Below are 19,313 nucleotides of genomic sequence, written 5' to 3'. Positions count from 1 at the left end.
GGCTTATGCCGCGGGCCGCCGGGGCGCCTTCAGCATGAGCACGCCGACCACCGCCCAGCGCCTGGTCGAATGCCTCGAGCAGGAGGGCGTCGAACGCATCTTCGGTCTGCCGGGCGAGGAGAACATGGCCGTTCTCGATGCCCTGGCCGACTCCTCCATCGAATTCGTCACCACGCGCCACGAACAGGGCGCCGCCTTTATGGCCGACGTCCACGGGCGCCTGTCGGGCAAGGCGGGCGTCTGCCTCGCGACCCTGGGTCCCGGCGCCACCAACCTGATCACCGGCGTTGCCGACGCCAATATGGATCACGCGCCGCTGGTCGCGATTGCCGGCCAGGCCAGCACCCATCGCCTGCACAAGGAATCGCATCAGGTCCTCGACCTGAAGGGCCTGTTCCAGCCGATCACCAAGTACAGCTCCAGCGTGGTCGAGCCCGAGATTCTCCCGGAGGTGGTGCGCAAGGCCTTCAAGTGGGCCGAAGGCGGCAAACCCGGGGCCAGCTTCCTCGAACTACCCGAGAACATCGCCTCGCAGCCGTGCCCCAACCCGCCCCTGCCGGTCCACGCCGGCCCGGCGGCCGTGCCGGCCGACGCCTCGCTGGAGGCCGCGGCCCGGTTGCTGAACGAGGCCCACCACCCGCTGATCCTCGCCGGCAACGGTGTGATCCGCTCCGGCGCCAGCGGGGCCCTGGCCACGCTCGCCAGCGCGCTGAACATCCCGGTGGCCAATACCTTCATGGCCAAGGGCGTACTGCCGTTCCGCCACCCGCTGGCGCTCGGCTCGGTCGGGCTGCAGAGCCAGGACTTCGTGAACTTCGGCTTCCACAAGGCCGATGTGATCGTCTGCATCGGCTACGACCTGGTCGAATACCCGCCGAGCTTCTGGCATCCGGACGGCGACCGCACCCTGATCCACATCGATTCGGCCCCGGCCGAGATCGACGGCCACTACAACGTGACGGCCGAGGTCCTCGGGGATTTGACGACCTGTCTGCACCGTCTGGCCGAGCAGGTCAGTCCGCGCGAGGAGACCATCCTGCGCCCGCTGCGCCAGAGCCTGATCGAGGACATGAACGAGCACCGCGACGACACCCAGGTGCCGCTCAAGCCACAGAAGCTGATCTGGGACCTACGCACCGCGGCGGATCTCGACGCGATCATGATCACCGATGTCGGCGCCCACAAGCTCTGGATGGCGCGCATGTTCCGCTGCGAGCTACCCAACACCTGCCTGATCTCCAACGGCTTCGCCAGCATGGGGATCGCTCTGCCCGGCGCCATCGCCGCGGCCAAGCTCCATCCCGAACGCCAGGTCGTCGCCGTCACCGGCGATGCCGGCTTCCTGATGAACGTGCAGGAGCTGGAGACCGCGGTCCGGCTGGGCCTGAATTTCGTGGTGCTGATCTGGAACGACAACGCCTACGGCCTGATCGAGTGGAAGCAGGTCCGCGAGTACGGGCGCAAGGCCTTCGTCGAATTCGGCAACCCGGATTTCGTCCAGCTGGCCCGCGCCTTCGGCGCCCGCGGCGTGCGCATCGAACCGGGAGACAGCCTCGAAATGGCCCTGCGCGAGGCCCTGGTGGAGCCGGGCGTGACCGTGATCGACTGCCCGGTCGACTACAGCGAGAACATGAAGCTGACGGAACGTTTGGGCGAGCTGGTTTGTCCATTCTGAGAACACGGACTTTCCCTCCAGCAGGAGACCTTTCGCGATGACGTCGATCGCGCCTGGCGACCGTCGCGCCACGCCCCCCGGCCCCGAAGGCGAGGCGCAACCGGAAACCGCCGCCCCGGAACAACTGAGCTACCAGCACGAACAGGGCAGCCAGCGCCTGCGCCTGCTGAGCTTCAATGCCCAGGTGGGCATCCACTCCTCCCGCCTGCATCACTACGTCACCAACAGCTGGAAGCACGTGCTCCCCTATGGCGGGCGCATGGACAACCTGGACCGGGTCGCGCGGTTCATCTCCGAGTTCGATATCGTCGGCGTGCAGGAGCTGGACGGCGGCAGCATCCGCAGCAATTTCGTCGATCTGGCGTCCTATCTCTCCGAGCGCGCGCAGTTCCCGTACACCTACAACCGGATCAACCGGGATCTCGGGCAGTTCGCCAAGCACTCCCTGGCCCTGTTCTCGCGTCTTGAACCGGACCGGGTCGAGATGCACCGCCTGCCAGGCGCCCTGCCGGGACGCGGCGCGATCGAGGCGCACTACGCGATGGGCGACGGAGACGAACTGGTCCTGTTCCTGCTGCACCTCGCCCTCGGCAAGCGGACCCGCAAGTCCCAGCTGGCCTACGTCGCGGAACACATCCAGGACCTCCCCCATGCGGTGGTCATGGGCGATCTCAACTGCCAGCAGGACAGCGAGGAACTGCGCCAGCTGGTCGCGCGCACCGGCCTGATGGAGCCAATGGCCTGCCCCGCGACCTACCCCGCCTGGGACCCGCGCCTGGTCTTCGACCACATCCTGCTGACCCCCGACCTGCATGTCAGCGACGTGCGCGTCTACAACGTTGCGCTGTCCGACCATCTCCCGGTCGGCATCGAGATCGAACTGCCGCAGCGCCAGGCCCTTCATGATCCAGCGCACTAAACCGTTGCCCGTATACGGGTACGATCCCGGTGGCATCTACCCGTATTACGCGTTTAAATAGACACGCCTCCTTTCCGGGATTTCCCGATGTCCGACAGCGATCTGCGTAGAACCATCATCGAGCTCGAACGCTTGCTGGACCGGGAACGGGCCCTGCAGGACACGATCCGCCGAGTCGCGCTGCGTTCGCTTGCGGTGGTGTCCGCCAAGGTGCCGGCACTGGAGGGCGCGGTCCGCGACCTGACCCGGGCCATCGAGTCCGACCCCGGCGACACCGCCTGGCTGGACCGCCTGAGCGGCCAGCTCGCTGACGCGGTACGTTCCAGCGACCATCGCCAGGATCTTGCCGAGGGCATCCTCGAGGTGGTGCGCCGCGGCCTGCACGGCTTCGAGTTCCTCGATTCCGAGGTGGACGCCCTGACCCGGGCCGCTGACCGCCGCGACAAGGCGGAGATCGAACGCACCCTCAACCGTCTGTTCACGGTCCTGCACGACAAGTGCCAGAAGGCCATGACCGAGCGCGAGGAGCTCACCGAGGTCGTCGGCGAGATCTGGCACCGCCTCGAGGATGTCGACACCGCCTTGTCCGAGGACGAGGCCCGCGGCGAACGCGCCCGCGAATCCGTGTCCGAGCTGCATGCCGGGATCTCCGGCGATGTCGCCCATATCAAGGGCCGGGTCGTCGACGTCGACGATCTGGCGACCCTGCGCACCGAGGTCAGCCGCGGCCTCGACCGCATGGTGGAGCGGGTCACCGCGTTTCGCGATGAACAGGAAACCGAGCTGCTGGCAGCACTGGAGCGCAACCGCGCCCTGCGCTCCAAGGGCCGCAGTCTGGAGGGCCAGGTGCAGGCCCTGCGCACGCGCCTGGAACAGGCCCGCGCCGAGGCCACGCGCGACAGCCTGACCGGCCTGCCCAACCGCACCGCCTTCGAACAGCGCCTGGCCCAGCTCCCGGCGGAGCTGAAAAAGGCCGGCGCCGCCTCCCTGCTGGTCTGGGACATCGACCACTTCAAGACCATCAACGACGAATACGGACACAGCGCGGGCGACAAGGTCCTGCGGGCGGTCGCCGAGATCCTGGCCGAAGGGGTCCGCGCACCCGACTTTGTCGCGCGCTACGGCGGCGAGGAATTCGTGATGATCCTCTACCGCGAACCCGCGGCCGCCCATACACAGGCGGACACTATCCGCGAGGCGGTCGATCGCCTGATCGTGCGCGCCGGGAACACCCGGCTGAAGGTCACCATCTCCGCGGGCCTGGCCGGCATCAATCCCGCCGCGACCCCGGAGGCGATCTTCGACGCGGCCGACCACGCCCTGCTCCAGGCCAAGAAACGCGGGCGCGACCGCATTGAACGCGCCAACGACTGACCGATCCCGGGAGACGCCATGCGCGGCACGCCCCCATCTCACCTGATCTTCGGCGAGGTCCTGTTCGACGGCTTTCCCGACGGCACGCGCGTCCTCGGCGGCGCGCCCTTTAACGTCGCCTGGAACCTGCATCAGCTGGGTGCCGCCGCCTGCTTTGTGGGCGGCATCGGCGACGACGCCGATGGCCGCCGCGTGCGGGAACGCATGCACCACATCGGGATGGATACACGCGGGCTGTACCAGCACCCCACGGCCCCAACGGGGGAGGTCCGCGTCACCCTGGAGCAGGGCGAGCCGAGCTACACCATCGTCCCCGGCCAGGCCTATGACGACGTCCCGGCGGACTGGGCGGAGCAGCTGCCGGCTACGGCCACGCTCCTCTATCACGGGACGCTGGCCCTGCGCACCGGCAATCGCGAGCTGCTGGAACGCCTGCGGGCCCGCTCACGCCAGCGCTTCGTCGACGTGAACCTGCGGGCACCGTGGTACGACGCCGACGACGTCCTCGCGCTGATCCGCGGCGCCGATGTGGTGAAGCTGAACACCGACGAGGCCGCGACCCTGGCCCCGGATGTCGCCGAGGCCGAGCGCCCGACCGCGCTGCTCGAACGGGCCGCGATCCGCTCCGCCCTGATCGTCACCCACGGGGCCGGTGGTGCCGCCATCCACGAGCCCGATGGCCAGCACTGGCAGGCACCCGCACCGCCCGTCGACGGGTTCCGCGACGCCGTGGGCGCCGGCGACGCCTTCGCCAGCGTCGCCATCATCGGGCTGCAGAACGCCTGGCCCTGGGCGACCACCCTGGAGCGCGCCCTCCGGTTTGCCGCCTCCGTCTGCACCCTGCAGGGCGCCACCACCGACGACCCGGCCTTCTACCAGCAGGCCACGCGCGACTGGCCCCGGGCCTGACGACACGCCGGGACGCCGGACACCCCAGCGTGAACCAAAAGGGACACCGCGACTTCACGCCCACGCGATTTGTTTGCGTCAGGAAGAACCTGGCTCTATATTTTCTATAGAAATACTCCTTCTTGTCCCGGAGGGCCATATGGAACAAACGGCAAACGCGGAACAGCGCCAGGAGGTACTCACCAGGGCTGTCGCGCAGGCCGGGGCACGGCTCGGCATGAAACAGTCGGAGCTGGCCCGGGCCCTGGGGCTGAGCCCCGCTACAATCAGCCGCATGTACGCCGGTGGTTATTTCCTGGACGAGCGCACCAAGCACTGGGAGATCGCGGCCCTGCTGGTCCGTCTCTACCGTGGGCTTGACGCCATCACGGCCGGCGACGAGCGTTCCCTTCGGGCCTGGATGCGCAATCCCAATGCCGACCTGCACGGTGTTCCGGGAGACCTGGTGGACAATGTGGCGGGGCTGGCTCGCGTAGTCGAGTATGTGGACGCACACCGCGCTCGCATCTGAAGCCGCGCCTGCGAACGGCGAGGGATGGCGGGTGGTGGAGCATCAGTACACCGTGTCTACCCGCAAGCTTGTGAGTACCCGGGACGAGCAGGAAGTGCTGGAGGCGATTCTGGAGGAGACCAAGCCCGCCTTTCCCGCCAATACGGCGCATTTGCATTACCTCCTCAAGACGCCGTTCCGCTATCCGCCGTCGCCCTTCGGTTCCCGGTTCCGTCGGCCACAGGAGGGGGAGGGCGTCTTCTACTGTGCCGAAGCCGTCCGCACCGGACTGGCCGAGTTCAGCTACTGGCGCCGACACTTTTTCGAGACGTCCCCGGGCACACCGTTACCTGAAGCCCACGAATCGCTCACGGTCTTCAACGTCGCCTGGCGCACCCCGAGTCACCTGGACCTGACCCGTCCGCCGCTCAACAAGGATCGCGCCCAGTGGACCCACCCGGACGACTACACCGCCACCCGGGCGCTCGCTGCCGAAGCGCGACGAGCCGGTATCCAGGCCATCCGTTATGAATCTGTGCGCGACCCTCAGCGAGGCGCCAATCTGGCGCTCCTGGCCCCGGCAGTATTCACGCAGCCGGAACCTCTTACCCAGCAAACCTGGTATCTCTACCTGGGCGCCAGCGAAAGCAACTGCATCCGGGCCGGCCGGGATGAGTCCTTTACCTTCCCGGCCTCGTCCTCCGCCTGATCCGCCCCCCGTAGGATTCCGGTCAGCGAGAGGCGTCAGGCCGGGGCCCGGTGAGCTCCATTCGGATGTTCTCGCAAATCCGGACAATGGCAACTGAGATCTCGGGGGAGAGCCCTGCGCCATCCTCGAGGCGGGCGGGCTCGATGCCGTGGACGATGACGTGCTGGGGAAGCTCGCCCAGGGAGCGAGCGAGTTCGACGGCTTCGGCGAGGCCGATACCGTGGGAGGAGTAGCGGGCGCCGCGCGGCAGGGGCTCGCGGGCGTCCAGGCGGTGCAGGGTGCCGGGGGCAGCGCCGGTGACGATGGCATCGACGAGGATCACCGGGTCGTGGCCCTGCCACAGCTCCATCAGTTCGGCGGGTTCGCCGTGGCTTTTCGCGGTGGCGAGGCCCGCCGTGCCTTCGAGTGCATCGATTACCGCGTGGCCGATGCCGTCGTCGCCGCGCCAGGGGTTGCCGATACCGATCACTAGCGGGCCCTTTTCAGTACTCACGAGCTTTGTCCCACGATGCGATTCGCTTGCCGGATCGGTTCCCAGCAAGAGTGATGGTCTCCGGCCAGCCCTGGGATGCCCAGGCTCGCTGGAACACGCTCCGGTACAGGCGTAACCTGAAAGACTCCCATCCCTCGGGGACAGTGTCAGACATGCCGGGCGACGACTTCGAAACGATTCTTGACCAGGCGCGAGCGCTCCCGGACTCGGAGCGTGCACGGCTGGTGCATGATCTTCTGGAGACCCTGGAGGGGGCGCCGGACACCGGCGTCGCCGCGGCCTGGGAGCAGGAGATTGCCCGCCGCCTTGCGCAGGTCGAGAGCGGGGACGCGGAAACCCTCTCGCGTGACGAACTCAATCGACGTTTGCGGGACCGGACCGGATGAGCATGGATGCCCATACTGGAGATCGTCGCCGCCGCGGCCGATGAAGCAGAAGCGGCGGCTGACTGGTACGAACACGAACAGCCCGGGCTCGGGCGGCAGTTTCGCGAGTCGCTGAACGCGGGCCTCGAACTGCTTGAAGACGGTCTGGTCTCCGGCAGCCCCATGCCGGGGCATCTAGGCCGGAAAGGCCTGCGCCGACTGGTGTTGCGCCGCTTCCCGTATGACATCGTCTTCCTCGGGTCTTCCCGCCGCATCATCGTCCTGGCCTTTGCTCATCACGCACGGCGCCCCGGCTACTGGCGCTCCCGTATGAAACGGTAGACCCCGCGGGTCTCGGGAGGCCCTGGCGCGTCCCCCACCCTGAAGTGGCGCTCATTGGCGGTCGACGGTGAGGTCGAGGAAGTGGGTGGCGCAGGAGATGCAGGGGTCGTAGTTGCGGATGGCGACCTCGCAGTGGTGGCGCAGTTCGTCGTCCGGCAGGTGGAGGTGGGTCTGCACCAGTTCGCGCAGGTCGGCCTCGATGGTGGGCTGGTTGACCGAGGTGGGCGGGACGATCTTGGCGTCGGTAATGAGGCCCGCGTCGTCGATGCTGTAGCGGTGGTAGCAGATGCCGCGCGGGGCCTCGGTGGCGCCGAAGCCGGTGCCGGCGCGCGGGGTGACCGGCCGCGCGGGTTCGGCCGGTGCGTCCCGGTAGCCGTCGACCAGACGCAGGGCCTCCTCGAAGGCGAGCACGATCTCGATCATGCGCACCTGGATGCTGCGGAACGGGTTGCGGCAGGCGGCGCCCAGCCCGGCGCGCTCGGCCAGTTCGGCGGCGCGCGGGGTGAGATGTTCGCGGTTCAGTGCGAAGCGCGCCAGCGGACCCATGAAGACCGGTTCGCCGCTGTCGGAGCGGTGGCTGTGCAGGGCGTTGGAGTGGGCCACGTGCTCCTCGGTGAAGACGTCGTCGTAGTCGCGGATGGCGGCGTCCAGCCCGCTGCTCGAGCCAAGCCGGCCGTGGGTGATCGGGTATTCGTCCGGGTGCACCAGCGATACGAACTCGTAGTCGCGTTCCAGGTTCGGGTAGTCGAGGGTGGCGAGGAACTCGGCGACCTCGCAGGACGCGTCCAGGCCCCAGGCCAGCTCCTCGCGCAGGCCGGCGACCTCGTCGGGCGTCGGCGTGCGGTAGAAGCCGCCGACCCGCAGGTTGACCGGGTGGATCTCGCGCCCGCCCAGAAGGCGCAGGATGGAGTTGCCGATCTTCTTGATGCGCAGGCCGTTGCGCACCATGTCCGGGTGGTCCTTCGCGGCGGTGACCGCGTCGGGATAGCCAAGGAAGTCCGGCAGGTGGAGCATGAACACGTGCAGGGCGTGGCTCTCGATCCATTCGCCGCAGTAGGCCAGCCGGCGCAGGTCCTGCAGCACGCCATCCACGGTTACCCCGCAGACGTCCTCCATCGCCAGCGAGGCGCCCAGCTGGTAGGCGATCGGGCAGATGCCGCAGATGCGCGCGGTGATGTCCGGGGCCTCGCGGAAGTCGCGCCCGCGCAGGAAACCCTCGAAGAAGCGCGGCGCCTCGAAGATCGACAGCTTCACCTCCTCCACGCGGTCGCCCTCGGTGCGCACGTACATCGCGCCCTCGCCCTCCACGCGCGCCAGGTAGTCGACTTCGATGGTGCGGGTCTCGCTCATGGTCCGTTTCCTGATTCTTCGCGCTCGCTCTCCTCGCGGAAGGCGTCGGCGCCGGCATTGAAGGTGCGGTAGAAGCGCACGCGGGTGGCGCGCTCCATGCCGAGGGCCTCCAGCTGCCCGGACAGGCCGGGCGCATTGGGCGTCTCCTTGGGGCCGAAGCAGCCGTAGCAGCCACGGTGGCAGCCGGGGCACAGCGCGCCGCAGCCGGCGTGGGTGACCGGGCCCAGGCAGGGCGTGCCGTGGGCGACCATCACGCAGACCTGCCCGGCCCGCTTGCACTCCTCGCAGACGCTGGCGCTGGAGACCTGCGGGCGGCGGCCGTAGAGGAAGGCGCTGATGACCTCCAGCAGCTGGTACTTGTCGATCGGGCAGCCGCGCAGCTCGAAGTCCACCGGCACGTGCTGGCTGATCGCATCCGAGGTGGCCAGGGTCTCGATGTATTCCGGGTGGGCGTAGACCTGACGGGTGAACGCCTCGACATCGGCGAAGTTGCGCAGGGCCTGGATGCCGCCGGCGGTGGCGCAGGCGCCGATGGTCACCAGGAACTTCGACGCGCGGCGGATCTCGCGGATCTCTTCGGCCGCCTCCGGCGTAGTGATCGAGCCCTCCACCAGCGTCAGGTCCCAGGGCCCATCAATGCGGGTGCGGGTGGCCTCGGGGAAGTGCGCGATCTGCACCCGGTCGGTCACCGCCAGCAGCTCGTCCTCGCAGTCGAGCAGGCTGAGCTGGCAGCCGTCGCAGGAGGCGAACTTGAATACGGCAAGGGTCGGACGTTCGGCACTCATAGTTCGCGTATCCGAAAGGCCGGCTCCATCACCGGGTAGGGGAACACGGGCCCGTCGCGGCAGACGAAGTGCGACCCGATCTGGCAGTGGCCGCAAAAGCCCACCGCGCAGCGCATATTGCGCTCCATGGAGACAAAGATGTCTTCCGGCTTGACGCCGCGTCGCTCCAGCGAGGAGGCCGCGAAGCGCATCATCACCTCCGGGCCGCAGACCATCGCCAGCGTGTTGCGCCGGTCGAAGCCGCCGCGATCGACCAGCTGGGTGACCACGCCGACATCGCCGCGCCATGCGGCCGTGCCGCGGTCCACGGTGATGCGCAGGTCGAGATCATCGCGCGCGCCCCAGGCCTCCAGCTCGTCACGGAAGATCATGTCACCGGGCGAGCGGGCGCCGTAACAGATCACCACATGGCCGAAGTCGTCGCGCCGTTCCAGCGCCGCATGGATTACCGGGCGTAGCGGGGCCAGACCGATGCCGCCGGCGACCAGCACCAGATCGCGGCCACGGGCCTGCTCCAACGGCCAGGCGGTACCGAACGGCCCGCGCAGGCCGACCACCGCGCCGGGTCCCAGATCCTGCATCGTGCGGGTCACGCTGCCCACCGCGCGGGTGGTGTGCACGATGCCGCCATCGTCGGTGATTGCGGACACCGAGATCGGCACCTCGCCCACGCCGAACAGGTAGAGCATGTTGAACTGCCCGGGGGTCGGCGGTGGCCCCGGGTCGACTCCCGGTTCGGGGTACAGCGTCCAGCTGAACATCTCGTTGCTGGCGACATCCGGGCGCACCGAATGGATGCGCCAGGGCTGCGGCGCCATCGCCTGTTCCGGCAGGGCGCTGTCGGCTCGGGGCTGCAGGGTCTCAGGTGCCATCCCCGGGCCCTCCGTGGCTGTAGATGTCCAGCGCCTGCAACCGCGCGGCCTGCAGCCGCTGCACGATCAGCGCGGAGAAATGTTTCATCAGCATGTAGCCGAACGCCGGGTCGGCCTCCATGTGTTCCCGCAGCACGCCGGCATCGAAGCGCAGGGTGTGCACGTCGGTCAGGGCGCGGGCGTCGTAACTGGCGCGATACGGCGGTAGCAGCCACGACCAGCCGAGGATGTCGCCGGGCCCCAGGGTCTGGAAGGTCACGCAGCCTTCGCGCAGCGGGCTCTCCAGCGCGACCTGGCCCTCTCGGATCAGCCAGAAGGTCTCCGTCGGCTCGTGGTCGCGCATCAGCCGCGTGTCCGCCGGGTAGCTGAGCTTCGCGGCGCAGGCCGCCAGCAGGCGCCGGTGTTCCGGCTCCATGTCGGCAAAGAACGGCTGGTCTTCGAGGATCGCCAGCAGCTCGTTCATGCCCGGCCCTCGGGATCACGGCGCACCGCGGTCACCTCCTCGGTGATGTCGATCCCGACCGGGCACCAGGTGATGCAGCGTCCGCAGCCGACACAGCCGGAGGTGTCGAACTGGTCGTGCCAGGTGGCGAGCTTGTGGGTGATCCACTGGCGGTAGCGCGCGGCCACCGAGTCACGGTGCGGCCCGCCGACCAGGTGCGAGTGCTCCTGGTTGAAGCAGGAGTCCCAGCGCCGCACGCGCTCGGTGCGCTGACCTTCCAGATCGGGCACCTCCTCGACCTGGGAACAGAAACAGGTGGGACAGACCAGGGTGCAGTTGGAGCAGGACAGGCAGCGCTCGGCCGTCTCTTCCCAGCGCGGGTGCTCGAAGGCCCGGTTCAGCACCTCGCGGGCGTCCGCCGGCATCTGTCGGCCCATCTTTTCCGGCGCCTCGGCCCAGACGCGTTCGGCGGCGGCGTGCTCGGCGTCCGTGGCCGGGCGCGGCTCCAGCCGGTCGAGCACCGCGCGCCCGGCCTCGCTCCCCGCCTCGGCGACCAGGAAATGCTGCGTGGCGTCGACCACCTCGGTCAGGGCCAGATCGAAGCCCTCCCGCGCACGGGGCCCAGTGTCCATCGAGGCACAGAAGCAGGTGCCGCCGGGCTCCGCGCAGTGGGCCGCGACCATGAACACATCCTGGCGACGCGCCGCATAGCCGCGATCCTGCACCGCCTGGCCGAGGAACACCCGGTCCTGCACGGCGATCGCCGCCAGCTCGCAGGCGCGCATGCCGATGAACGCGCGCCGGGGCGGTGCCGGCTCGCCCGGCTCGGTCACGAAGCTGCCGTCCGGCTGGCGGGTCAGTCGGAACAGGGTCTCCTCGGGCGGGAACAGGTACTTCTTCCAGGAATGCGGCCCGACCACGTAGCCGAACAGGGCCGCGTCGTCACGCTCGCGCAGGCGGTAGTGGCCGGGGGCGTGCTCGTCCCCCCAGCCCGCCGGCAGGTCATCCAGGCCTTGCACGCGGTCGTAGACGATCGCCCCGTCGCGCCGCCTCGGACCCACCACCTCGTAGCCATCACCGGCCAGCAGACGGATCAGCGTATCCACGGCTTTTGGCGAGATCACGTCCATCGGCGACTCCCGGTCAGTGGCTCCGAACGGCAGGCAAGCAGGCCCCGCCGACCCGGGTGCCACTCATATTGCGCCAGGTGCCGACCATGATCCAGCGCGTGACGGACTGGAAATAGCGCCGATACGTGCCACACTCCGGGAAAGACGTGATGCGATCTTGACGGCCGGTGGCCCGGAGGTGGCAGTGGCGATTTCGGGGGCGCCGGTGAAGCGCAACATCTTTGTGGTCGGTCTGGATGACTTTCATCTGGCCCAGCTCCGGACCCTGCCCGGGGCGGAGGACTATGCCTTCCACGCGCTCTTCACGCGCGCGGAGGTCAAGCCCTGTGCCCGGTTTCCGATCCAACGGATACTGACCGAGGGTCGCGAACGGTTGCAGCGGTTTCCCGGCACGGTGGATGCCGTGGTCGGATTCTGGGACTTCCCGGTGAGCACGATCCTGCCCATCCTGCGACAGGCCGCGGACCTGCCGGGGCCGACCCTTGAAAGCGTACTGAAGTGCGAACACAAGTACTGGAGCCGGCTGGAACAGGCCCGCGTGGTGCCCGAAAACATCCCGGCCTTCTGTGCGGTCAACCCGTTTTCCAGCGATCCCCTGCGCGAGGTCACGCTGGCCTTTCCGTTCTGGATCAAACCGGTGAAGTCGGTGCTCTCCTATCTCGGCTTTCGTATCGGCGATGCGGATGACTTCCGGCGTGCCATGCAGCGGATCCGCCGGGAGATCGATCGCTTTGGCGAACCCTTCAACCATGTCCTGGGGCACGCGACGTTGCCGCCGGAGGTGGCCGGAATCGACGGCAACCACTGCATCGTCGAGGCCCTGATATCGGAGGGGCGCCAGTGCACCCTGGAGGGGTATGCCTGGCAGGGCGAGGTCCGGATCTATGGTGCGGTCGACTCCCTGCGCGAGGGTGCGGCCGGCTCGTCGTTCTCGCGCTACCAGTATCCGTCGACCTTGCCGGATGGGGTGCAGGCGCGCATGGGCGAGATCGCGGACCGCGTGATCCGCCAGGTGGGCTATGACTGCGCCCCGTTCAACATGGAGTTCTACTGGGACGAGGCCACGGACCGGATCTGGCTGCTGGAGATCAATACCCGGATCTCCAAGTCCCACGCCCCGCTGTTCCGGATGGTCGATGGCTGCTACCACCACCAGGTGATGATCGACCTCGGACTGGGCCGCGAGCCCGCCATGCCGCATCGCCAGGGGGAATTCGCGTGTGCGGCCAAGTTCATGGTTCGGCGGCATCAGGACGCGCGGGTCGTGCGGGTTCCGACGGCATCCGAGATTGCGGCCGTCGAGGCCGAGTTCCCGGGACTGGTCATTCAGATCGAGGTCGAGGAGGGCATGCTGCTGTCGGAGCTGTGCTGGCAGGACAGCTATTCCTACGAGGTGGCGACACTGTTTCTGGGAGCTGCGAACCACACCGACCTGGAACGAACCTACGTGCGCGTCATGGAGCGACTGCCCATGGCATTCGAGCCCGTCACGCCCCGCCGTGAGGAGAACGTGCCGACGTGAAAACAGTCACCGACCTTTCCTGCCCCGTGGCAATCGAGGAATACATCCCGATCCCGCTGTCCGACGGTACGCACCTGGCCGCCCGACTGTGGCGCCCCGAGGGCGCCGAACAGCGGCCCGCCCCCGCAATCCTGGAATACATCCCGTATCGCCGGCGCGACTCGACCCGCCTGCGCGACGACGCGATCCACCACTACTTCGCCGGTCACGGCTACGCCTGTCTGCGGGTGGACCTGCGCGGATCGGGCGACTCCGAGGGGGTACTGGAGGACGAGTACCTGCAGCAGGAGCTCGACGACGGCGTGGAGGTCCTGCGCTGGATGGGCGAGCAGCCCTGGTGCAATGGCAGCGTCGGCATGATCGGCATCTCCTGGGGCGGCTTCAACGGCCTGCAGATCGCGGCATTGCAGCCGCCGGAGCTGAAGGCGGTGGTCAGCGTCTGTTCCACCGATGACCGCTACGCCGACGACGTCCACCACATGGGTGGCTGCCTGCTGGGCGACAACCTGTCCTGGGCCTCGACCATGTTCGCCTACAACTCCCTGCCCCCCGATCCGGAGATCGTGGGCGAGCGCTGGCGCGAGATGTGGTTCCAGCGCCTGGAGGGCAGCGGGCTGTGGCTGGAGAAGTGGCTGCGCCACCAGCGCCGCGACGACTACTGGAAGCACGGTTCGATCTGCGAGGACTGGTCCGCGGTGCAGATCCCGGTGATGGCCGTCAGCGGCTGGGCCGATGGCTACTCCAACGCCGTGTTCCGCCTGCTGGCCAACCTCCGGGCACCCCGCCTGGGCCTGGTCGGCCCCTGGAGCCACAAATACCCGCATCAGGGCGTGCCCGGCCCGGCGATCGGCTTCCTGCAGGAGTGCCTGCGCTGGTGGGATCACTGGCTGAAGGGCATCGACAACGGGATCATGGACGAGCCGATGCTGCGTGCCTGGATCCAGGACAGCGTCCCGCCGACCACTCGCTACGAGGAACGCCCGGGGCGCTGGGTGGGCGAACCCTGCTGGCCCTCGAAGAACGTCGAGATGGAGCCATTGACCCTGGCCTGGCCGGGGCGGCTGGAGCACGCGTCGGCCGCGTCTCCGGAGCGCGAGATGACGCTGCAGTCGCCACTGAGCGTGGGACTTTTTGCCGGCAAGTGGTGCTCGTATGCAGCGACACCCGACCTGCCGCACGACCAGCGCGAAGAGGACGGGGGTGCCCTGGTATTCACCAGTGCCCCACTGGAGGAACCGCTGGAGATCCTGGGTGCCGCAGTGCTGGAGTTGCAGCTACGGGTCGACCGGCCCGTCGCCATGGTGGCGGCGCGGCTGTCCGACGTGGCGGCCGACGACAAGGCCACCCGTGTCACCTACGGCCTGCTCAACCTGACCCACCGGGAAGGCGCGGAGAACCCGCAGCCGCTGGAGCCCGATAAAACCTACCGTGTCCGGATCAAGTTCAACGATGTGGCCCAGCAGTTCCCGGCGGGGCATCGCATTCGCTTGTCGCTGTCCACTTCGTATTTCCCGCTGGCATGGCCGGCGCCGCATCCGGTGCGGCTGCGGATCATGGCGGGCGCAAGCCGTCTGCTGCTGCCACGGCGGGGGCGACGGGAGGATCTCGACGCCCGCATCACCTTCCCGCCGCCCGAGGGCGGTCCACCCTCGACGTCCGTCCACCAGCTGACCCCCCAGCAGCACAACTGGCGCGTGATCCGCGACCTGGCCGAGGACGAATCAACCCTCGCGGTTACCAATGACGCGGGGACCGTCCGGCTGGATGACCTGAATCTGGAGATGCAGCGCAAGGCGCTGGAGTGGTACAGCTACCGCGGCGACGATTTCAACTCCGCGCGCGGGGAAACCCTCTGGGAACGTGGCTTCCGGCGCGGCGACTGGGAAGTGCGCACGGTGACCCGAACGGTCCTCACCTCGACCCCCACCGAGTTCCAGATCCACGCACAGCTGGATGCGTACGAGGGTGAACGCAGGGTATATGCCCGCAACTGGGATGTCCGGATCCCCCGCGACCTCGTCTGAACTAGCCAGCTTGAACCCCCGGAAAGAGCGCGGGGTCAGTGGAAAGCACCCTGCAGTGGCAGTAGGGGTGTAGGCGGCTTGTGTGGCGACCACATGCTGGAATCGCTACCGGAGCGTTTGCCACACGCAGTAGCGAACTCGCTACGTGTGGCTCGAAACCGAGTGTGGCCATCCCGACTCGCGAGCCAATCAGGGTGTAACCTTTCCCGGTTATGCTGGAGTTTGGCCCAACCACTGTCCGGGGGATGCGATGAAGGTCGCCGTCTTCAGTACCCAGCAGCATGATCGCGAGCACCTGATACCGGCGCTGGTGGCCGCCGAAATGGTGCCGGTGGTGTACGCCGAGCGCCTGACTGCGGAGACGGCGCACCTGGCCCGGGGTGCGGATGCGGTCTGCGTATTCACCAACGACGACCTGCACCGCCGGGTGATTGACGGGCTGGCGGATCAGGGCATCCACGTGATCGCGCTGCGCTGCTCCGGGTACGACAATCTGGATGTGGCGCGGGCCCGCGAGCGCGGCGTGCGCGTGGGGCGGGTTCCGGCCTACTCCCCGAACGCGATCGCGGAGCATGCCGTCGCCCTGTTGATGACGCTGAACCGCCGGGTGCACCGGGCCTGGGAGCGGACCCGACGCGGCGATTTCCGGCTCGACCATCTGACGGGCTTTGATCTCGTCGGGCGTACCGTGGGTGTGGTGGGCACCGGGCGGATCGGCCAGGCCTTCGCGCGGATCATGCTCGGCTTTGGCTGCCGGGTGCTCGCGCACGACCCGTACCCGAATGCGGAGCTGCAGGCCGCGGGGGTGGAGTATCAGGACCTGGACACGCTGCTGGCCGCGTCCTCGGTGGTGAGCCTGAGCTGCCCGATGACACCGGAGAACCGGCACATGATCAATGCCGACACCCTGGCGCGAATGCCGCGAGGGGCCTTTCTGATCAATACGGCGCGCGGGGCGCTGGTGGATACCGATGCCGCCGAGGTCGCACTGGACTCGGGTCAGCTGGGCGGATTCGCACTGGATGTCTACGAGGCCGAGGCGGGGCTGTTCTTCCACGACTGGTCGCTGGCCGGTCTGCCGGACCGGCGCCTCGCGCGGCTGATGCAGCGCGACGACGTGCTGGTCACCGGCCACCAGGCCTTCCTGACCCACGAGGCGCTGACCAACATCGCCGACACCACCGTCGCCAACCTGACCACCCTGCACCAGGACCCGGACGCGCAACCCGAAGGCCGCGTCGTCTGAGGCATCTCCCCGCGATCAGAACGCGAGCTGGAAGCCCGCCCCCAGCCCCGCACAAACGAGGATCAGCGGGATGATCCCGACGCGAAAGCGGGCCAGGGCGATGAAGGCGGCGATGCCCAGCAGGGCGGAGAACCATTCGAAGGCGCCGTCAAAGCCGTCGGGCCACAGCACGTGCCAGGTGAAGAAGACCGCGAGGTTCACGATCACCCCGACCACCGCGGCGGTGATGCCGGTCAGCGGCCCCGTGAAGTGCAGATCCCCGCGCGTGCGTTCGACCAGCGGCGCACCGACCAGGATGAACAGGAATGATGGCAGGAAGGTAAAGAAGGTTGCGACCAGCGCACCCAGCACGGCCGCCAGAAAGACCTGATCCGGACCCAGGAAGGCCTGGGTCCAGCCGCCAATGAAGCCCACGAACGTGACCACCATGATCAGCGGCCCTGGTGTGGCCTCCCCCAGTGCGATCCCGTCGATCATCTGCGCGGGACTCAGCCACCCATAGGTCTCCACCCCACCCTGGTAGACATAGGGCAGGACCGCGTAGGCCCCGCCGAAGGTCACGAGCGCCGTTTGGGTAAAGAATTGCCCCATGCGGGTCAGCGTGGCGTCCCAGCCGAACAGCGCGAGCAGGGCCCCGAACACGGCGGCCCACAGCCCCAGACCCACCACCAGAAAGCGAATCACCCGCGACCAGCGAAACTGCATCCAGGGGGCGGGTGGCGTGTCGTCATCCACCACCGCCGGGCCCCGCGACTCAACACTGCCGGCCCCGTGAGATTCGCCGTTCTGGAAGCGTTCTGGCCAGACGCGGCTGCCCAGCCAGCCGAGGATCCCCGCCGTGATGATGATGTACGGGAACGGGACGTTGAGGGCGAAGATGGCCAGGAAGGCCGCGATGGCCATTAGCCACAGCAGGCCGTTATTGAGCACCCGTCCGCCGATACGCCAGCCGGCGTAGACAATGATCGCGACCACGGCCGGCTTGATGCCGTAGAACACCGCCTCCACCGCCGGCACATCGCCAAAGGCCAGGTAGACCCATGAAAGCCCGGCGATCAGGAATAGCGAAGGCAGGATGAACAGCAGTCCGGCCATCAAGCCGCCCAAGGTCCCGTGCAACAGCCAGCCGAGATAGGTCGCCAGCTGCTGTGCCTCGGGACCCGGCAGGACCATGGCGTAGTTCAGCGCGTGCAGAAAACGCTTCTCCGAGACCCAGCGCCGCCGCTCGACCAGATCCTCGTGCATCATCCCGATCTGCCCGGCGGCGCCACCGAACGAAATGAAACCGAGTTTCAGCCAGTAGCGAAAGGCCTCGCCCCGGCCCGGTGCAGGCGGCGGTCCGGGCTGGACGTCTTGCCGGCTACGATAGTCGGTCATGGTCGATTGCCTTCATCAAAAAGGCCCGGCGCCTTGCGGGGCCGGGCCTCGGACTGTAAAGGGCGTAGGGATCAGCCCTCGTTGTGGTAACTGGTGATGCGCTCCACTTCGTTCTTCGCGCCCAGGACCACCGGTACGCGCTGGTGGATGCCCTCGGGGCTGATGTCCATGATGCGCTCGCGGCCGGTGGTGGCGGCGCCGCCGGCCTGCTCGATGATGAAGCTCATCGGATTGGCCTCGTACATCAGGCGCAGCTTGCCGGCCGTGCCCTTGGCTTGCATCTTCGTGTCCATCGGGTACAGGAACACCCCGCCACGCGACAGGATGCGATGCACCTCGGCCACCATGGAGGCCACCCAGCGCATGTTGAAGTCCTTGCCGCGGGCGCCTTCCTTGCCGGCCAGGCATTCGTCGATGTAGCGCTTGACCGGGGCCTCCCAGAAGCGGCTGTTGGACATGTTGATCGCGAACTCCTGGGTGTCTTCCGGGATCTGCACGCTGTCCTTGGTCAGCAGGAATTCACCGAAGTCCTTGTCCAGGGTGAACATCTTCACGCCCTGGCCGGTGGTCATCACCATCATGGTGGACGGGCCGTACAGGCAGTAGCCGGCGGCGACCTGCTTGGTGCCCGGCTGCAGGAAGTCCTCGGTCTTGGGATCGGTGACGCCCTCCGGGGCCTTCAGGATGGAGAAGATCGTGCCGACCGAAACGTTCACATCGATGTTCGAGGAACCGTCCAGCGGATCGAACAGCACCAGGTAGTGGCCGCGCGGCTCGTTGGCCGGCATCTCGCAGATCTCGTCCATCTCCTCGGAGGCCAGGCCGGCGGCGTGGCCGTTGTGGCTCAGGCTCTCGATGAACACCTCGTTGGTGATGATGTCGAGCTTCTTCTGCGTCTCGCCCTGCACGTTCTCGGAGCCGGCGGAGCCGAGCACGCCGACCAGATCACCCTTGTCAACGAGGTCGGAGATCTTCTTGCACGCCACGGAGATGTCGTTCAGCAGACCGGTGAATTCGCCGGTTGCGCCCTGGATGCCGCGCTGGGTTTCGATGATGCAGTTGGTCAGAGTGGTACCGATATGCATGATGCAATCCTGATGCTGTTGTGAATCGGGCGACACGGCGCGAAATGGGGCACAGCAGCCCCGTCGCGGGGCGAACGGCCCCGGCGCGCCGGGTGTCAAAGGCGGCATAGTGTAGCAAAAGCACCCGGAGGGGCCGATCCACGGTACTGATCGTGGCGTGATCGGCCTGGCACTGTGTTTGCTCGGCCTTCGGGAACCAACAGG

Annotated in this window: 19 protein-coding genes; 11 read left to right on the top strand and 8 right to left on the bottom strand. The window is 67.7% G+C overall.

Annotation, left to right across the window (positions count from 1 at the left end; translation table 11 throughout):
- The first annotated feature begins 34 nt into the window (after positions 1 to 34).
- From D106_RS0104240 to D106_RS0104215, 6 genes are all read left to right on the top strand, one after another.
- Positions 35 to 1,675: an acetolactate synthase large subunit gene (locus tag D106_RS0104240; RefSeq protein WP_018867698.1), complete on the top strand. Its 1,641-nt coding sequence runs from the start codon at positions 35 to 37 to the stop codon at positions 1,673 to 1,675.
- 37 nt (positions 1,676 to 1,712) lie between these two features.
- The gene (locus D106_RS0104235) at positions 1,713 to 2,594 is read left to right on the top strand and encodes an endonuclease/exonuclease/phosphatase family protein (RefSeq protein ID WP_018867697.1); all 882 of its coding nucleotides are present in this window, start codon (positions 1,713 to 1,715) and stop codon (positions 2,592 to 2,594) included.
- Between the two features lie 87 nt (positions 2,595 to 2,681).
- Positions 2,682 to 3,968 (top strand): GGDEF domain-containing protein, encoded by a 1,287-nt coding sequence (locus tag D106_RS0104230; RefSeq protein ID WP_018879316.1) that lies wholly within the window; start codon positions 2,682 to 2,684, stop codon positions 3,966 to 3,968.
- An 18-nt stretch (positions 3,969 to 3,986) separates the two neighbouring features.
- Positions 3,987 to 4,877, top strand: coding sequence for a carbohydrate kinase (locus D106_RS0104225; RefSeq protein ID WP_018879315.1), 891 nt, complete (start codon positions 3,987 to 3,989; stop codon positions 4,875 to 4,877).
- Between the two features lie 139 nt (positions 4,878 to 5,016).
- The gene (locus tag D106_RS0104220) at positions 5,017 to 5,388 is read left to right on the top strand and encodes an antitoxin Xre/MbcA/ParS toxin-binding domain-containing protein (RefSeq protein WP_018867694.1); all 372 of its coding nucleotides are present in this window, start codon (positions 5,017 to 5,019) and stop codon (positions 5,386 to 5,388) included.
- Positions 5,360 to 6,076, top strand: a complete 717-nt coding sequence (locus D106_RS0104215) for an RES family NAD+ phosphorylase (RefSeq protein ID WP_231372848.1) — start codon at positions 5,360 to 5,362, stop codon at positions 6,074 to 6,076. The genes D106_RS0104220 and D106_RS0104215 overlap by 29 nt, the downstream gene beginning before the upstream one ends.
- A gap of 22 nt (positions 6,077 to 6,098) precedes the next feature.
- On the opposite strand, the gene D106_RS0104210 is transcribed toward D106_RS0104215, so the two are convergent.
- Positions 6,099 to 6,545: a hydrogenase maturation protease gene (locus D106_RS0104210; RefSeq protein ID WP_018879313.1), complete on the bottom strand. Its 447-nt coding sequence runs from the start codon at positions 6,543 to 6,545 to the stop codon at positions 6,099 to 6,101.
- A gap of 176 nt (positions 6,546 to 6,721) precedes the next feature.
- Here D106_RS0104210 and D106_RS0104205 point away from each other — a divergent pair, with 176 nt between their 5' ends.
- Together D106_RS0104205 and D106_RS0104200 are read left to right on the top strand one after the other, a co-directional pair.
- Positions 6,722 to 6,955 (top strand): addiction module protein, encoded by a 234-nt coding sequence (locus D106_RS0104205; protein ID WP_026280559.1) that lies wholly within the window; start codon positions 6,722 to 6,724, stop codon positions 6,953 to 6,955.
- 6 nt (positions 6,956 to 6,961) lie between these two features.
- Positions 6,962 to 7,276 carry a type II toxin-antitoxin system RelE/ParE family toxin gene (locus D106_RS0104200; RefSeq protein ID WP_018879311.1) on the top strand — a complete coding sequence of 105 codons (315 nt, stop codon included), beginning with the start codon at positions 6,962 to 6,964 and terminating at the stop codon, positions 7,274 to 7,276.
- A gap of 51 nt (positions 7,277 to 7,327) precedes the next feature.
- On the opposite strand, the gene D106_RS0104195 is transcribed toward D106_RS0104200, so the two are convergent.
- Genes D106_RS0104195 through D106_RS0104175 form a run of 5 tightly spaced genes read right to left on the bottom strand, consistent with a single transcriptional unit; the run spans position 7,328 to position 11,855 of the window.
- Positions 7,328 to 8,626: a Ni/Fe hydrogenase subunit alpha gene (locus D106_RS0104195; RefSeq protein ID WP_018879310.1), complete on the bottom strand. Its 1,299-nt coding sequence runs from the start codon at positions 8,624 to 8,626 to the stop codon at positions 7,328 to 7,330.
- Positions 8,623 to 9,411 (bottom strand): oxidoreductase, encoded by a 789-nt coding sequence (locus tag D106_RS0104190; RefSeq protein WP_018879309.1) that lies wholly within the window; start codon positions 9,409 to 9,411, stop codon positions 8,623 to 8,625. Before D106_RS0104190 ends, D106_RS0104195 begins: the two co-directional genes overlap by 4 nt.
- Positions 9,408 to 10,283: an FAD/NAD(P)-binding protein gene (locus D106_RS0104185; protein WP_018879308.1), complete on the bottom strand. Its 876-nt coding sequence runs from the start codon at positions 10,281 to 10,283 to the stop codon at positions 9,408 to 9,410. Before D106_RS0104185 ends, D106_RS0104190 begins: the two co-directional genes overlap by 4 nt.
- Entirely contained in the window at positions 10,273 to 10,746 is a 474-nt protein-coding gene (locus D106_RS0104180) for a Crp/Fnr family transcriptional regulator (RefSeq protein ID WP_018879307.1), read from the bottom strand. Before D106_RS0104180 ends, D106_RS0104185 begins: the two co-directional genes overlap by 11 nt.
- On the bottom strand, positions 10,743 to 11,855 hold the full coding sequence (locus D106_RS0104175; RefSeq protein ID WP_018879306.1) for a sulfite reductase subunit A: 1,113 nt from the start codon (positions 11,853 to 11,855) through the stop codon (positions 10,743 to 10,745). Before D106_RS0104175 ends, D106_RS0104180 begins: the two co-directional genes overlap by 4 nt.
- Positions 11,856 to 12,039: 184 nt before the next feature.
- On the opposite strand from D106_RS0104175, the gene D106_RS0104170 reads away from it, so the two are divergent.
- The 3 genes from D106_RS0104170 to D106_RS0104160 all read left to right on the top strand — a co-directional run bounded on the left by D106_RS0104170 (position 12,040) and on the right by D106_RS0104160 (position 16,647).
- Positions 12,040 to 13,377: an acetyl-CoA carboxylase biotin carboxylase subunit family protein gene (locus tag D106_RS0104170; protein WP_018879305.1), complete on the top strand. Its 1,338-nt coding sequence runs from the start codon at positions 12,040 to 12,042 to the stop codon at positions 13,375 to 13,377.
- Positions 13,378 to 13,403: 26 nt separating this feature from the next.
- Positions 13,404 to 15,401, top strand: coding sequence for a CocE/NonD family hydrolase (locus tag D106_RS0104165; protein WP_018879304.1), 1,998 nt, complete (start codon positions 13,404 to 13,406; stop codon positions 15,399 to 15,401).
- Between the two features lie 250 nt (positions 15,402 to 15,651).
- Positions 15,652 to 16,647, top strand: a complete 996-nt coding sequence (locus tag D106_RS0104160) for a 2-hydroxyacid dehydrogenase (protein ID WP_018879303.1) — start codon at positions 15,652 to 15,654, stop codon at positions 16,645 to 16,647.
- A 15-nt stretch (positions 16,648 to 16,662) separates the two neighbouring features.
- Here the strand turns inward: D106_RS0104160 and chrA are convergent, their stop codons facing one another.
- The gene (gene chrA / locus D106_RS0104155) at positions 16,663 to 18,024 is read right to left on the bottom strand and encodes a chromate efflux transporter (protein WP_018877008.1); all 1,362 of its coding nucleotides are present in this window, start codon (positions 18,022 to 18,024) and stop codon (positions 16,663 to 16,665) included.
- A gap of 71 nt (positions 18,025 to 18,095) precedes the next feature.
- Positions 18,096 to 19,109 carry a class 1 fructose-bisphosphatase gene (locus D106_RS0104150; protein ID WP_018877009.1) on the bottom strand — a complete coding sequence of 338 codons (1,014 nt, stop codon included), beginning with the start codon at positions 19,107 to 19,109 and terminating at the stop codon, positions 18,096 to 18,098.
- Between the last annotated feature and the right edge of the window lie 204 nt (positions 19,110 to 19,313).

Source organism: Thioalkalivibrio sp. ALE9, assembly GCF_000377445.1.
GTDB lineage: Bacteria > Pseudomonadota > Gammaproteobacteria > Ectothiorhodospirales > Ectothiorhodospiraceae > Thioalkalivibrio.
Note: the sequence above shows the minus strand (reverse complement) of the source record. Positions and strands in the feature narration are given on the sequence as shown.